The following is a 15,145-nucleotide window of genomic DNA, read 5'->3' on the forward strand; positions in this document are numbered from 1 at the left end:
CACGTTTCGCGGCTGTTACGCCGGTGGGTCACGGAATGGCTGCAATGTTTCTGGAAGTTGCAGCAAAGTCTTGCACGGTCCGGGGCCCGACAGTAGCTTCCGGGCCATGGTGACCCCCCAGCACCGGCGTACGCGCGTGCCCACAGCGCTGTCCACCGTCACGGCACTCGCCGCCGCGCTCATCGCCTTCCCCCTGCCGCCTGCCCCGGCGGCGTCGGCCTCCGTCGCCACGGGCACGGTCACGGCGGGCACCGCCACGACCGCCGTCACCGCCACGACCGCCGTCACCGCCGCGACCGGCGCGCCGTCCGACGCCGAACTCGCCCGCGACGCCCTCCGCTCGGACCTGTCCCGCGAGCGACTGTACTTCGCGATGACCGACCGGTTCGCCGACGGCGACCCCTCCAACGACCGGGGCGGGCTGTCCGGCGACCGGCTGACGACCGGCTTCGACCCCGCGGACAAGGGCTTCTACCAGGGCGGCGACCTCGCGGGCCTGATCGGGAAGCTCGACTACGTCAAGGGCCTGGGCAGCACGGCCATCTGGCTCACGCCGTCGTTCGAGAACCGGCCCGTGCAGGGCACGGGGGCGAACGCCAGTGCCGGCTACCACGGCTACTGGATCACCGACTTCACCAGGATCGATCCGCACCTCGGCACCAACGCGCAGATGAAGAGCCTCGTCAAGGAGGCGCACAAGCGCGGCATGAAGGTGTTCTTCGACATCATCACCAACCACACCGCCGATCTCATCGACTACGCGGAGAAGACGTACGGCTATCGCGGCAAGGCCGCCTACCCCTACGTGGACGCCTCCGGCCGGGCCTTCGACGACCGCGACTACGCCCTGCGCGACGACTTCCCGAAGGTCACCGCCGAGTCGTTCCCGTACACGCCGGTGGTGACGGCCAGGTCGAAGGTGCCGTCCTGGCTGAACGACCCGACCATGTATCACAACCGGGGCGACTCGACCTTCTCCGGGGAGAGCTCCGAGTACGGCGACTTCTCCGGCCTCGACGACCTGTGGACCGAGCGGCCCGAGGTCGTGAAGGGCATGACCGACATCTACAAGACGTGGGTCAAGGAGACCGGCATCGACGGCTTCCGCATCGACACCGCCAAGCACGTCGACATGGAGTTCTGGCAGCGCTTCGCGCCCGCCCTGCACGGCTACGCCGCCAAGCTCGGCAACGACAGGTTCTTCATGTTCGGCGAGGTCTACAGCTCCGACCCCGCGTTCGAGAGCCGCTACACCACCACCGGCACGCTCGACGCCACGCTGGACTTCGGCTTCCAGGAGGCGGCGCGCTCGTACGCGAGCGGTGGCGACGCCGCGAGCCTCGGCAGGTTGTACGCCGCGGACGACTACTTCACCGACGCCGACTCCAACGCCTCGTCCCTGCCGACGTTCCTCGGCAACCACGACATGGGCCGGATCGGGTACTTCCTCAAGCAGGACGACCCCTCGGCCGGCGACGCCACGTTGCTCGCCCGCGACCGCCTGGCCCACCAGCTCATGTACCTGACCCGCGGCCAGCCGGTGGTGTACTACGGCGACGAGCAGGGCTTCACCGGCGGCGGGGGCGACAAGGACGCCCGGCAGCCGATGTTCGCCTCGAAGACGGCCGACTACCTCGACGACGATCTCATCGGCACCACCGCCACCCACGCGACCGCCAACTTCGTCACCACCCATCCCCTCTACACCTCGATCGCCGAACTGGCCCGGCTGCGCGACCGCTATCCCGCGCTGGCGGACGGCGCCCAGACCGTGCGGCTGGCGAGCGGGAAGGTGTTCGCGTTCTCCCGGATCGCCGCCAAGGAGCGGGTCGAGTTCGTCGTGGCGCTCAACAACGGCGCGGCCGCCGAGACCGTCCAGATCCCGACGTACTCCCCCGGCGCGTCCTTCACCCAGATCTACGGCGGGACGGGCAGGCTCACCGGCACGGCCGACGGGAAGCTGTCCGTGACCGTGCCGCCGTTGTCGGCCGTCGTCTACCGCGCGGACAAGCCCCTGGCCGCCCCGGCCGGGGCGCCGGGGATCTCCCTCACGCTGCCCGGCACGACGTTGCGCGGCACGGCCGGCGACGGCCGGGTGGCGATCTCCGCCGAGGTGCCCGGCGACGGGTTCGCGCAGGTCACCTTCGCCGCCAAGGCGGGGGACGCGCCGTGGCGGGTGCTCGGCACCGACGACGCCCCCAACGGCCACACCTACCGCGTCTTCCACGACCTCACCAGCGTGCCCGAGGGCACCCCGCTCACGTACAAGGCCGTCGTCAAGGACGCGGCGGGCCGCTACGCGGGCGCCACGGCGACCGCGACGGCCGGGCCGGAGCCCGCGGAGGAGGAGCCGGGCGCGGTCAAGCGCGACCACCTGGTGGTCCACTACAGGCGCGACGGGGGCGACTACGACGGCTGGGGGCTGCACGCCTGGGGCGACATCGACCAGACGGTCGAGTGGGGATCGCCGGTCGCCTTCGAGGGCGAGGACGCGTTCGGCCGCTTCGCCTGGCTGAAGCTCAAGCCGGGGGCCACCGAGGTCGGCCTGATCACCCACAGGGGTGACACCAAGGACCAGGGCGACCGGATGGTCGACCCGGCGCGTACGGACGAGGTGTGGCTCGTCGAGGGCAGGCCGGACGTCTACGCCTCCCGGGCCGCCGCCGAAGGGTACGCCACGGTCCACTACCGCCGCCCCGACGGCGCGTACGACGGCTGGGGCCTGCACCTGTGGGGTGACGCGCTCGCCGACGGCGCGGGCACCGAGTGGGGCTCCCCGCGACCGCCGGACGGGACCGACGCGTTCGGGGCCTTCTGGCGGGTGCCTCTGAAGAACGCCGACGCGTCGCTGAACTACATCATCCACAAGGGCGACACGAAGGACCCCGGGCCCGACCAGTCGTTCGTGCCGGCCAGGCAGCCAGAGGCGTACGTGAACTCGGGCGGGACGGCGATCCACGGCAGCGCGGCGGCGGCGCGGAACGTCGCCGTGCTGCACTACCACCGGGCGGACGGCGACTACGGCGGCTGGGGCCTGCACTTCTGGGGCGACGCGTCCGGCTCGGTCGAGTGGGGCGACCCGCTCGAGCCGGCCGGGACCGACGCCTTCGGCGTGTACTTCGAGGTGCCGCTCGAACAGGACGCGAAGACGCTGGGGTGGATCATCCACAAGGGCGATCAGAAGGACCAGCAGGCCGACCAGTCGCTGGACCTCGGCGTGACCGGCCACGAGGTGTGGAAACTGTCAGGTGTGGACGGATACCTGCTGCCGCAGCCCGCGGCCACCGGGGCGGACGCCGACCTGTCCAAGGCCACGGCCCAGTGGATCGACCGCGACACGGTCGCCTGGAAGGGCGAGGTCGCCGCGGCGAACCACTACGCGCTGGCCTACTCCCCCAAGGGCGACATCGCGTACGACAAGGGCGACCTGACCGGGGACGTCCATCTCATCCGGCTGGCGCCCCGTGCTTCCGACGAGCCCAGCACGCTCACCGACGCCCAGAAGGCCGCGTGGCCGCATCTGGCGGCGTACGGCGCGCTGAAGGTGGACCCGCGCGACGCCGGCCTCGTGCGCGACGCGCTGCGCGGCCAGGTCGTGGCGATCGAGCGCGGGCCCTCGGGCGCGCTGCTGACCGCCACGGGCGTGCAGATCCCCGGCGTGCTCGACGACCTGTACGCCGGGGCCGCAAAGGTCCCGCTCGGCCCCACCGGCCGCGGCGGGCTCGCGGTGTGGGCGCCGACCGCCCAGAAGGTCGAGCTGGCCCTCTACGACGGCCCGTCCACCGATCGCAGGACGGTCCACCGGATGCGCAGGGACGACGCGACGGGCGTGTGGTCGGTCGACGGCCCGGCGTCGTGGCGGGACAGGTACTACACCTACCTCGTCACCGTCTACGCCCCGGCGGCAGGGAAGATCGTGACCAACGAGGTGACCGATCCCTACAGCCTGTCGGTCTCGGCGGGCTCGGGGCGCAGCCGGATCGTCGACCTGGACGACCGGTCGCTGCGGCCCGAGGGGTGGACGGCGCTGAGGAAGCCCCCGGCGGTGCGCCAGGACCGGGCGTCGATCTACGAGCTGCACGTGCGCGACTTCTCGGCCTCCGACACCACCGTGCCGGCCGCCGAGCGCGGCACCTACAAGGCGTTCACCGAGACCGGCAGCGCCGGGATGACCGAGCTGCGGAGCCTGGCGAAGGACGGGCTGACCCACGTCCACCTGCTGCCGGCCTTCGACTTCGCCACCGTGCCCGACCGGAAGGCCGACCGCACCGAGCCCGGCTGCGACCTGGCCGCGCTGCCGCCGGACTCCGACCGGCAGCAGGCGTGCGTCGCGGAGACGGCCGCGAAGGACTCGTTCAACTGGGGCTACGACCCGCTGCACTACACCGTGCCCGAGGGCTCGTACGCGACCGACCCGGACCGGAGGATCAAGGAGTTCCGCGAGATGGTCGCGGGGCTCAACGGCGCGGGCCTGCGAGTGGTCATGGACGTCGTCTACAACCACACCCACGCCGCCGGGCAGGACCCCACCAGCGTGCTCGACCGTGTCGTCCCCGGCTACTACCACCGGCTCATGGACGACGGCACGGTGGCCACCTCCACCTGCTGCGCGAACACCGCCCCGGAGCACGCGATGATGGGCCGGCTCGTCGTCGACTCGATCGTCACCTGGGCGAAGGAGTACAAGGTCGACGGCTTCCGGTTCGACCTGATGGGCCACCACCCGAAGGCGAACATCCTGGCCGTGCGCAAGGCCCTCGACGCGCTCACGCCCGAGAAGGACGGCGTGGACGGCAAGTCGATCATCCTGTACGGCGAGGGCTGGAACTTCGGCGAGGTGGCCGACGGCGCCCGGTTCGAGCAGGCCACCCAGGCCGGCATGGCGGGCACCGGTATCGGCACCTTCAGCGACCGGCTGCGCGACGCCGTGCGCGGCGGCACGCCGTTCGACGCGGACCCGGGCGTCCGGGGCTTCGGCTCCGGGCTGGCCGACTCCGCGCAGGACGACCGGCTCGCGCACTACGAGGACCTGATCAAGCTCGGACTCGCGGGCAACCTGCGCGACTTCACGTTCATTGGGTCGTCCGGCACGCCGGTCAAGGGCTCGGAGGTCGACTACAACGGCAGCCCCGCCGGATACGCCGCCGTGCCCGGCGACACGGTGACCTACGTCGACGCCCACGACAACGAGACGCTGTTCGACGCGCTCGCCTTCAAGTTGCCCGGGGACACCCCGATGGCCGACCGGGTCAGGATGCAGTCGCTGTCGCTGGCGACGGTCCTGCTCGGCCAGGGCACCGCGTTCGTCCACGCCGGCAGCGAGCGGCTGCGGTCGAAGTCGCTCGACCGCAACTCCTACGACTCGGGCGACTGGTTCAACCGCCTGCTGTGGGACTGCCGCCAGGGCAACGGCTTCGGCGGCGGCCTGCCGCCCGCGAAGGACAACGAGGCGCGCTGGCCGTACGCGCGGCCCCTGCTGGCCGACCCCGCGCTGCGGCCCGGCTGCGCGGCGATCGGGGCGGCCAGGGCGAGGTTCGGTGAGTTCCTGCGGATCCGCTCCTCCTCCCCCGCCTTCTCGCTGGGCTCCGCCGCCGAGATCGGCAGGCGGGTCTCCTTCCCGCCGTCCGGCACCCCCGGCGTGATCGTCATGCGCATCGACGCCACCGGCGTCGATGCCGCGAACAAGGCGATCTACGTGGTGTTCAACGCCACCGGGAAGACCGCCGCACCCGCCGTGCCCGCGCTGAAGGGTGCCCGGGTCGCGCTGCACCCCGTGCAGGCGGCGTCGGACGACCCGGTGGTCCGGCAGGCGTCGGCGGACGGGGCGACCGGCACGCTGACCGTGCCCGCCCGCACGGTCGCGGTGTTCACCGAGACGCCGTAGGGACGCCGTAGGGACGCCGTAGGGACGCCGTAGGGACGCTTCAGGAGTGGCGCCGGGCGCGGGCGGGCACCCCCGCGCCCGGTTGCACTCATTAAGAGACTTTGGGCAACTTTGGGGCGAGCTTTTCGCTGTCGCGAGTTTCCCTAAAGATGACCATCAGTAACCTCGGGTAATGCTCCTCCCCAGGCGCTCCCCTTCACTGCGAGCCCGGCTGGCACTCCTCGCCACCGGGACGGCGGCGATCCTGCTGATCCCGCTCGCGATCGTGGTGCACGTACTCGTCCGCGACATGGTCGCGGACCGCATCTGGGACCGGAGCCTGGACACCGCCACCAACGTCGCCACGCAGATCCGCGACGGGCGCCTGCGCGACCCCATCCCGACCGGCGGGAACGACATCGACCTGATCGAGGTGGCGGGGCCGGACGGCCGGGTCGTCGCCGAGAGCGCGGCGGCCAGGGACGTGCCCCGCCTGAGCCCGTTACGCCCGGCCCCCGACCGCGAGGTCACCCAGACGACGGCCTGCTCGCCCGCCGGTCGCGACTGCCTCTACATCACGGTGCTGCGGGTCTCCCCGGGGTCCGGCTCCGACCTCGTCTACGCGGGCCGGGCGGCCCCGGCGATCCTCGACACGTCCTTCACGCTGCCGACGCTGCTCCTGGCGGCCCTGCTGCTCGCCGCGCTCGCGGGCTGGACGGCCTACAAGGTGACGGGCCGCGCGCTGCGGCCGGTGGAGGCGATCCGGTCGGAGCTCGCCGAGATCACCGAGAGGAACCCCGGCGGCCGGGTGCCCGAGCCGCCCGGCGACGACGAGTTCTCCCGGCTGGCCCAGGCGGCCAACGACGCGCTGTCCCGGCTGGACACCTCGATCCAGCGGCAGCGGCAGTTCGCCGCCGACGCCTCGCACGAACTGCTCACCCCCATCGCCGGGATCCGGGCCCAGCTGGAGAGCGCTCGGCTCCACCCCGAGGACACCGTTGAGGCGGTCTGCGCCGCGCTGCGCGACACCGAGCGCCTGGAGGCGATCGTCGCCGACCTGCTCCTGCTCGCGCGGATCCCCACGGTTCCCGAGACCGCCCGGGAGGATGTCGACCTGTCCCACCTGGTCGTCGCCGAGGTCGAGCGGCGGCCGGAACGGCTGCCGACCCACCTCCACAACACCCCGGGGGTGACGGTCAGGGGCATGCGCCGCCACCTCGCCCGGGTGGTGGCGAACCTGCTCGACAACGCCGAGCGGCACGCGCTGAGCGTGGTCTGCGTGCGGGTCGCGCGCACCGAGGACGCGGCCGTCCTCTACGTGCGCAACGACGGCCGGCCGATCTCCGAGGCGGACCGCGAGCGGATCTTCGAGCGGTTCTACCGCACCGACGCGGCGCGCAGCCGCGACCGGGGCGGCACGGGCCTCGGCCTGGCCATCGCCCGCGAGGTGGTGGAGGCCCACGGCGGCTCCATCCGGGTCGAGGACGTCACGGACGGCGAGCCCGGGGTGCGTTTCGTGATCACGCTGCCGCTGGCCCCGGACACCGCGGACGATCCCGCCCCCGATGGCGCCGACCCGTCCGGCGACACCCAAAGTTAAGGACCGCGCCCCTGGTCGTTCAGCCCAGTAACCCCCAACTGGAGGACCTGCTGGCTAGTTTTCGGGACACCCCGGCCCCCTTGGGTCACACGGGTTCCCGAAGTCGCAGGTAGAGGAGTCACTCGTGCGAGTGCTGGCTGTCGTCCCCGCCCGTGGAGGCTCCGTGGGCGTCCCCCTGAAGAACCTGGAGAAGGTGGGCGGCGTTCCGCTCGTCGCCCGGGCGGTGGACGCCTGTCTGCGCGCCGAGCTGGTGGACGAGGTGGTCGTCAGCACCGACCACGACCGGATCACCGAGGTGGCCGAGGCCGCGGGCGCGCGGGTCGTGCGCCGGCCCGCCGACCTCAGCGGCTCGACCGCCTCCAGCGAGTCCGCCGTGCTGCACGCCCTGTCCGAGATCCCCTCCGAGAGCTCCGGCGAGCAGCCGGAGATCGTCGTGCTCGTCCAGTGCACCAGCGCGTTCCTCGATCCCCGCGACCTCGACGCCGCCGTCGCGAAGGTGCTGGACGGCGAGGCCGACTCGGTCTTCTCCGGCACCGAGACCTACGAGTTCGTCTGGACCGGCGCCGGCCACGGGGTGAACCACGACCCGGCCGTGCGCCCGCGCCGCCAGGACCGCGAGCCCCACTTCCGCGAGACCGGCGCGTTCTACGTCATGCGCACGGAGGGCCTGCGCGAGCGCGGCCACCGCTTCTTCGGCAGGGTCGCGGTCCAGCCGGTGCCCGCCCGCCACGCGGTCGAGATCGACACCCCCGAGGACCTGGAGATCGCACGGGCGCTCGCGCCGTTCGTGGACGAGCCGCTGCCGATCGACGTGGACGCGGTCGTCACCGACTTCGACGGCGTGCACACCGACGACCGCGCGTTCGTCGACTCCGACGGCCGGGAGATGGTCGCGGTCAGCCGCTCCGACGGGATGGGGATCGCGCTGCTGCGCCGGGCCGGCGTGAAGGTGCTCGTGCTGTCCACCGAGCGCAACCCGGTCGTCGCCGCCCGCGCCGCCAAGCTCGGCGTGCCGGTGGTGCAGGGCCTCGGCGCCAAGGACGTCGCGCTGCGTGAATGGCTGGCCGCCGAGGGCCTGGCTCCCGAGCGGGTGGCGTACGTGGGCAACGACGTCAACGACCTGTCCTGCATGGCGATCGTCGGCTGGCCGGTCGCGGTGCCCGACGCCCACCCCCGGGTGCGCGCCGCCGCCCGCGTCGTGCTGTCGGCCCCCGGGGGCGCCGGAGCCGTGCGGGAGCTGTCCGACCGGGTGCTCGCGGCCCGCCCGGCCACCGCGCTGGAGACGGTCCAAGCCCCCGCACCCGTCGGCGTGCCCCGCCACCTCGGGCAGCCGCGGCCGGTGCGGATCGGCCGGTCGCTGGTCGGCCCCGGGCAGCCCGTGTACGTGATCGGCGAGATCGGCATCAACCACAACGGCGACGTCGACATCGCCCGCAAGCTCATCGACGTGGCCGCCGACGCCGGCTGCCAGGCCGTCAAGTTCCAGAAGCGCACCCCGGAGATCTGCGTGCCGCTCGAGCAGCGCGACCAGATCCGGCAGACGCCGTGGGGCGAGATGACCTACATGGAGTACAAGATCCGCACCGAGTTCGGCGCGGACGAGTACGCCCACATCGCCAAGTACTGCGAGGAGCGCGGCGTCGACTGGTTCGCCTCACCCTGGGACGTGCCGTCGGTGGAGTTCCTGGAGGACATGGACGTCGTCGCGCACAAGGTGGCCTCGGCCTCGGTGACCGACCACGAACTGCTGCGCGCGCTGGCCGCCACCCGCAAGCCGATCATTCTGTCCACCGGCATGTCCACGATCGAGGAGATCGACGCGGCGGTGGAGATCCTCGGCACCGAGCGCCTGGTGATGATGCACGCCACCTCCACCTACCCGCTCCCGCCCGAGGAGGCCAACCTCCGCATGATCACCACGCTGCAGCAGCGGTATGGCGTGCCGGTCGGCTACTCGGGGCACGAGCGCGGGCTGCAGATCTCGCTCGCCGCCGTGACGCTGGGCGCGGTGACCGTCGAGCGGCACATCACCCTCGACCGGGCGATGTGGGGCTCCGACCACGCCGCCTCGCTGGAGCCCACCGGCCTGGAGCACCTGGTCCGCGACATCCGCATCATCGAGACCGCACTCGGCGACGGCGTGAAGCGCGTCTACCCGGGCGAGGAGGCCCCCCGGGCCCGCCTGCGCCGCGCCACGGCATGATCACTCTCTCCGTGGTCGTGCCGGTCCGGGACGGCGAGGCGTACCTCGGGGACGCGCTCACGTCGCTGGTGCGCAACCGGACACCCGAGTTCGATACCGAGGTCGTCGTCGTGGACGACGGCTCGGCGGACGCGACGCCGGAGGTCGTCGAGGACTTCCGGCGCGACCTGCCGGGGCTCACGGTCGTCCGCAACCCGGTGCCGCTGGGCCTGGCCGGCGCCCGCAACGCCGGGCTGAAGCTGGCCGCCGGCCGGTACGTCACCTTCCTCGACGCCGACGACTGGCTCGCACCCGGCTACCTGCCCCGCCTCGTCGCCGCCATCGACGGGCTCGGGTGCGACTTCGTGCGCGTGGACCACGTCCAGGTCGAGGGCCGCAGGCGGGAGACGCACCGGGCGCCGCAGCCGCGCCGCGGCGTCGTGCTGGACCCGCGCGACGGCATCCTGCCGGCCGATTTCAAGACGATGGTCGACTACCCCTACGCCTGGGCGGGGATCTACCGGCGCGAGCTGGACGACCTGCTGACCTTCCCCGCCGGGCTGCACACCGCCGAGGACCGCCCGTGGATCTGGCGGCTGCACCGCCTGGCCCGGTCGTACGCCGTGGTCTCCCTCGCCGGGGTGTTCTACCGGCGGGGCGTCGCGGCCTCGCTCACGCAGATCGGCGACGAGCGGCAGCTCCACTTCTTCGACGCCTACGACATCGTGCTGGACGAGGCCGAGCCGCGCTACCTGCCGAAGGCGGCCCGCAACCTGTGCGCGCTGCTCGCCCACCACGTGGAGCTGGCCGACCGGTTCACCCCGGCCCTACGCGCCCGGTTCGACGAGCGGGCGCGGGCGGCGCTCGCCCGGCTGCCCCACGAGGCGCTGACCGAGGCGATCGGCGGGCTGGAGCCCGAGCGGGCCGCTCTGCTCGGCTCCTACCTACCGGGCCCCCACACGACAGGAGGGCCGCGTGCCTGACTCCACGCTGTTCTACGCCTCCACGCTGTTCGGCGCGATGACGCTCGCTGCCGCGATCGACGAGGGGCGGTTCCGCGACGGCGGCCGGGTCCTCCTCGTGTCGAACAACGCGGCGATCCCTGAGGTCACCCCGGCGCTGGACGAGGCGCCGGGGTTCGCCGCGCTGCGCGACAGGTTCGACCGCGTCCTGTCCTGGAACGAGATCATCGCGCCGCTTCACCCGTCGGACTGGAAGCCCCGCTCGATCGAGACGCCCATGCTCGGCCGCCTGCTGCGCGACCTGATCGGCGAGCCGGACGAGCTGGTCCTGGAGTCGATCGCGGTCTCCCCGTCGCGTACGCTCGCGGGCCTGGTCAAGGACTGCCCGATCACCGTCTACTCCGACGGCCTCATGAGCTACGGGCCGACCCGCGACCCGCTCCCCCAGGAGATCGCCGGCCGGATCGCCCGGCTGCTCCACCTCGACCTCGTCCCCGGCCTGGCGCCCCTGCTCCTGGCCGAGCACGGGGTGCCGGCCGAGGCCCTGAGGGACGCGTCGTTCGCACGCGTGGTGGGCCGGGTGGCGGAGGCGGCCGAGGCCGTTCCCCGCGCCGAGGCGGTCGTCCTCGGCCAGTACCTGTCCGCGCTCGGCCTGGTCACGGCCGCCGAGGAGGCCGCGTTGCACGAGCACATGCTGCGCGGGCTGGCGGCGCGCGGCCACCGGACCGTGCTGTTCAAGCCGCACCCCGCCGCCGGGCGGCGGCACGCCCGCGAGCTGCGGCCGATCGCCGCGGAGCTGGGCGTCGACCTCCTCGTGGCTCCCGAGACGACGCCCGCAGAGGCGTGCTTCGCCGCGCACCGCCCCGAACTGGTCGCCGGGTGCTTCTCCACCGCGCTGGTGACCGCGCGGCGGCTGTTCGGCCTGCCGGTCGCGGCCACCGGCACCGATCTCGTGCTCGAACGGCTCACGCCGTACGAGAACGGCAACCGGATCCCGGCGACGATCGTGGACGCCGCGCTGCCCCGGCTGGAGGCCGACGGCACGGTCACCGAGCCGCCCGCCGCCGACCTCACCGCCCTGGTGGCGGCCGTGGGCTACTGCATGCAGAGCGGGGCCCACCCCGGCCTGCGCGAGACCGCGGCGGCCTACGTGGGCGCCCACGGACCGGCGCGCTACTTCAAGAAGCGCAGGCTGGAGTCGCTCGGCCTGATCGAACGCGCGGCCCCCGCGCCGGCCCGTCCGCAGGCGCGCCTGCGCCGCCTGCTGTCCCGCTGATCGGGCCGGCGCGGGGGCCGCTTCAGAACGCCTTGAGGTAGCGGCGCATCCGCCGCTTGGCGCGGTAGCCGTACCGCAGGACCTTGGGCGGCACCTCCAGGCGCAGCCGGGCGCGGCGGCGGGCGGCGGCATGCTCGGGACCGTCGAGGAGCGAGCGGCCCGGCTCCAGCGTCCCCGCGCGGGCCGCGGCGACCAGCGCGGCGACGCGGCCGGTCCAGTCGCTGGCCGAGGAGTCGTGGAAGTAGTTGGCCCGGCACCACTCCTCGGCCGGGACCCGGAAGTCCGCCTTGGCCAGGTCGTCGAGCGTGCCCAGGCAGCCGCTGCCCTCGAACACCAGGTTGATCATCTCCGCGCTGACCCCGAAGTCGGACAGCACGAGCAGCGGCACGTTCCCGGCGATCGCCTCAAGCGCGGCCGTCGAGCTGACCGTGACGAATCCGGCGGCGCGGCTCAGGTGCTCGTGCATCGGGCCCGCGGCGAAGCGCACGGCGCCCGCGGGCACCCGGCCCTCGGCCTCCATCGCGGTCCACAGCCGCTCGTAGTGGTGACGTTCGTTGTGCGTCTGCCGCTCGTCGTCGCGGGCCCGCAGCTTGACCACCACGTCCAGGTCGGGCCGGGCCCGCCCGAGCGCGGCCAGGGCGAGCAGGATCCGCTCCCGCTCCTCGCGCCGCCTGGGCACCTTGGCCTGGGTGGCGAACACGACGCGGTCGCGCACGCCCCCGGTGTCGTGCGCGGCCGGTTCGCGGGGCAGGAGGTCCAGGTAGGGCAGGCGGGCCAGCGCCACCGCCCCTCCCCCGCCGAGCCGCGCGCCGATCTCGGAGAACTCGGCGACCTCCCGGCCGCTGTGCACGACGAACAGGTCGCAGCCGCTGCGGAACAGCCAGGCCTTCTCCGTCGCGGGCACCGAGATGCCGGGCAGCCCCGACACCAGCACCGGCCGGGGCCGCAGCCCGGCCAGCGTCTCCGCCGCCAGCGCGTCGACCACCGGCCCGGTGCAGGCCAGCAGCACGGCGTCGGGCCGGAACCGTTCGGCGGCCCGACGCAACTGCCGCGCGGGCAGGACCGGGGGAAGCCCCTCGCCCTGCGTGCGGGTGCCGCTCACCGCGGCGGCGATCTGCGCCGCCGAGGGGGTGATGGGAGTGCGGACGACGGCCAGATCCGTGACCCAGTCCTCCGGAGTCGCGTCGAGCAGGCCGGCGGCCCACTTGAGATACGAGTCGGAGTCGGCCACGGCGAGCAGACGGGTCAAGGAGCGACCTTTCCGGGATCGTGCGTGTGGGGCTGATGAGGTTCGTGCGCGAAGAGCTGGAGGTGGGAGCGCAGCGACGGGGCGGCCGAGGCCGTCCACCAGTCCTCCGGCACGTCCACGGACTCCACCCGTACGCCCCGGGCCGACAGCAGGACGCGCAGCGAGGTCACCGCGGTGGACGGCAGGCTCAGCACCCGCTGGTCCGGCCGCAGGTCGCGCAGCGTCATCTCGGCGGGCGCCCCGGCGTCGTACACGGTCAGCCCGGCGATCCTGCGCACCCGGTCGAGGTCCCCGGGATCCTCACGCCGGTGGGGGAAGTACGCGACGGGCTCGTCGATCCGCTCCAGCCAGCGCAGGTAGCGGTCGCGGTGGATGAGCCCGTTGCGTACGAGCGAGGTGCCGAGCACGACGGTGCGCTCCGGCGGCGGCCGGTCGGCGGGCTGGGCGCGCAGCCAGGCGAAGTCGTGCCGGACGAGCCGCGCGCCCGTGCCCTCCACCGCCTCGGCGAGGCCGGTGGGCACCGGAAGCGCGGTGAACACCGTGGGTCTGCGGGTGCGCAGGCGGAACCCGGCGGCCGCCGCGAGCACCTTGCGGCCGAGGCCCGGGGTTCCTCGGGCGCGCAGCAGCGGACGCCGCGCGACCAGCAGCTCCAGCAGGCGGATCGTGGCCAGCCCGTCGTCCACCAGCACCGTACGGCCGGGAAGGGCCGTGACGAGGGCGAGCTGGACGCGCCCGGAGAAGGCGTCGCCCACCGCCCACACGCGGCCCGGCCGGGGAACCCGCTCGGCCGGCTCGGCGAACTCCAGCCCCTCGGGCAGCCCGAGCCGCTCGAGCTCGCGGCGGGTCAGCCGCAGGGCCGGCAGCCCGGCCCGCGGCACCACCGTGGTGACGGTCCCGAGGAGCCCCGCGTGGTGCGCCTCGACGACGCACAGCAGCTGCAGGGGGGACTCCACCCACGCGACGGCCTGCCCCTGCTCGGCGGCGTGGCGCCGTCCCTCGTTCTCCACGCCCCGTAAAGAAACGTTCACGACGCGCTCACCCTAGCCGCCCGACACGACGACGACGGGAACACCCGGTGAACAGACCCCGAAGGGATCTTCTCGGGGCATTACGGCAGCATGGGAGGCATGAACGTGGTCACCTTGAACAACAATGTGCGGATGCCCCAGCTCGGTTTCGGTCTGTGGCAGGTGGCCGACGACGAGGCCGAGAAGGCCGTGGCGACGGCCCTGGAGTACGGCTACCGCAGCATCGACACCGCGAGGCTGTACCGCAACGAGGAGGGCGTCGGCCGCGCCCTGCGCGCCTCGGGCGTCCCCCGTGAGGAGCTGTTCGTCACCACCAAGCTCTGGAACGACCAGCACGGCTACGACAAGGCGCTGCGCGCCTTCGACGCCAGCATGCGGCGGCTCGGCCTGGAGACCCTCGACCTGTACCTGATCCACTGGCCGGCGCCCAAGCAGGACAGGTACGTCGAGACGTGGAAGGCCCTGGAGAAGCTGTACGCCGACGGGCGGGTGCGGGCCATCGGGGTGTCCAACTTCACCGTGAGCACGCTGGAGCGCCTGCTCGCCGAGACCGATGTGATCCCCGCGCTGAACCAGATCGAGCTGCACCCGCAGTTCGCGCAGCGGGAACTGCGCGGCCTGCACGCCGAGCGCGGCATCGCCACCGAGGCGTGGAGCCCGCTCGGGCAGGGCAAGGGCCTGCTCGACCTGCCCGTCCTGGCCGAGATCGGCGCGAAGTACGGCAAGACGGCCGCACAGGTGGTGCTGCGCTGGCACGTCCAGCTCGGCAACGTGGTGATCCCGAAGTCGGTGACGCCGTCGCGCATCAAGGAGAACATCGAGGTCTTCGACTTCGCGCTGAGCCCGGAGGACATGGTCGCGATCAACGGTCTCGACGAGGGCCGCCGTCTCGGCCCCGACCCCGCCACCCTCGGCTGACCGGCCGGCGGCGGAGGATTCACCAGAGTCTCTCCCATAACGGACGCGGTGCGGTCACGCGGTCACG

General features: G+C 73.1%; 8 protein-coding genes. 6 read left to right on the forward strand and 2 right to left on the reverse strand.

Annotated features, from left to right (window positions below; all coding sequences use genetic code 11):
- The first annotated feature begins 106 nt into the window (after positions 1-106).
- From pulA to HHX35_RS32320, 5 genes are all read left to right on the forward strand, one after another.
- Positions 107-5,884 (forward strand): pullulanase-type alpha-1,6-glucosidase, encoded by a 5,778-nt coding sequence (pulA, locus tag HHX35_RS32300; RefSeq protein ID WP_182902447.1) that lies wholly within the window; start codon positions 107-109, stop codon positions 5,882-5,884.
- A 289-nt stretch (positions 5,885-6,173) separates the two neighbouring features.
- Positions 6,174-7,463: a sensor histidine kinase gene (locus HHX35_RS32305; protein ID WP_396781285.1), complete on the forward strand. Its 1,290-nt coding sequence runs from the start codon at positions 6,174-6,176 to the stop codon at positions 7,461-7,463.
- 124 nt (positions 7,464-7,587) lie between these two features.
- Complete coding sequence (locus tag HHX35_RS32310) at positions 7,588-9,666, forward strand: N-acetylneuraminate synthase family protein (protein ID WP_182902449.1); 2,079 nt, start codon at positions 7,588-7,590, stop codon at positions 9,664-9,666.
- Positions 9,663-10,628 carry a glycosyltransferase family 2 protein gene (locus HHX35_RS32315; RefSeq protein ID WP_182902450.1) on the forward strand — a complete coding sequence of 322 codons (966 nt, stop codon included), beginning with the start codon at positions 9,663-9,665 and terminating at the stop codon, positions 10,626-10,628. The genes HHX35_RS32310 and HHX35_RS32315 overlap by 4 nt, the downstream gene beginning before the upstream one ends.
- Complete coding sequence (locus tag HHX35_RS32320) at positions 10,621-11,883, forward strand: polysialyltransferase family glycosyltransferase (RefSeq protein ID WP_310739454.1); 1,263 nt, start codon at positions 10,621-10,623, stop codon at positions 11,881-11,883. Before HHX35_RS32315 ends, HHX35_RS32320 begins: the two co-directional genes overlap by 8 nt.
- 22 nt (positions 11,884-11,905) lie before the next feature.
- Here the strand turns inward: HHX35_RS32320 and HHX35_RS32325 are convergent, their stop codons facing one another.
- On the reverse strand, positions 11,906-13,132 hold the full coding sequence (locus HHX35_RS32325) for a DUF6716 putative glycosyltransferase (protein ID WP_182902451.1): 1,227 nt from the start codon (positions 13,130-13,132) through the stop codon (positions 11,906-11,908).
- Positions 13,129-14,160 (reverse strand): hypothetical protein, encoded by a 1,032-nt coding sequence (locus tag HHX35_RS32330; protein WP_182902452.1) that lies wholly within the window; start codon positions 14,158-14,160, stop codon positions 13,129-13,131. The genes HHX35_RS32325 and HHX35_RS32330 overlap by 4 nt, the downstream gene beginning before the upstream one ends.
- Positions 14,161-14,259: 99 nt before the next feature.
- On the opposite strand from HHX35_RS32330, the gene HHX35_RS32335 reads away from it, so the two are divergent.
- Positions 14,260-15,078, forward strand: a complete 819-nt coding sequence (locus HHX35_RS32335; RefSeq protein WP_182902453.1) for an aldo/keto reductase — start codon at positions 14,260-14,262, stop codon at positions 15,076-15,078.
- The last annotated feature ends 67 nt before the right edge of the window (positions 15,079-15,145 follow it).

Origin of the sequence: Microbispora sp. H10830 (assembly GCF_014161375.1) — a bacterium.
In the GTDB taxonomy this organism is placed as follows: domain Bacteria; phylum Actinomycetota; class Actinomycetes; order Streptosporangiales; family Streptosporangiaceae; genus Microbispora; species Microbispora catharanthi.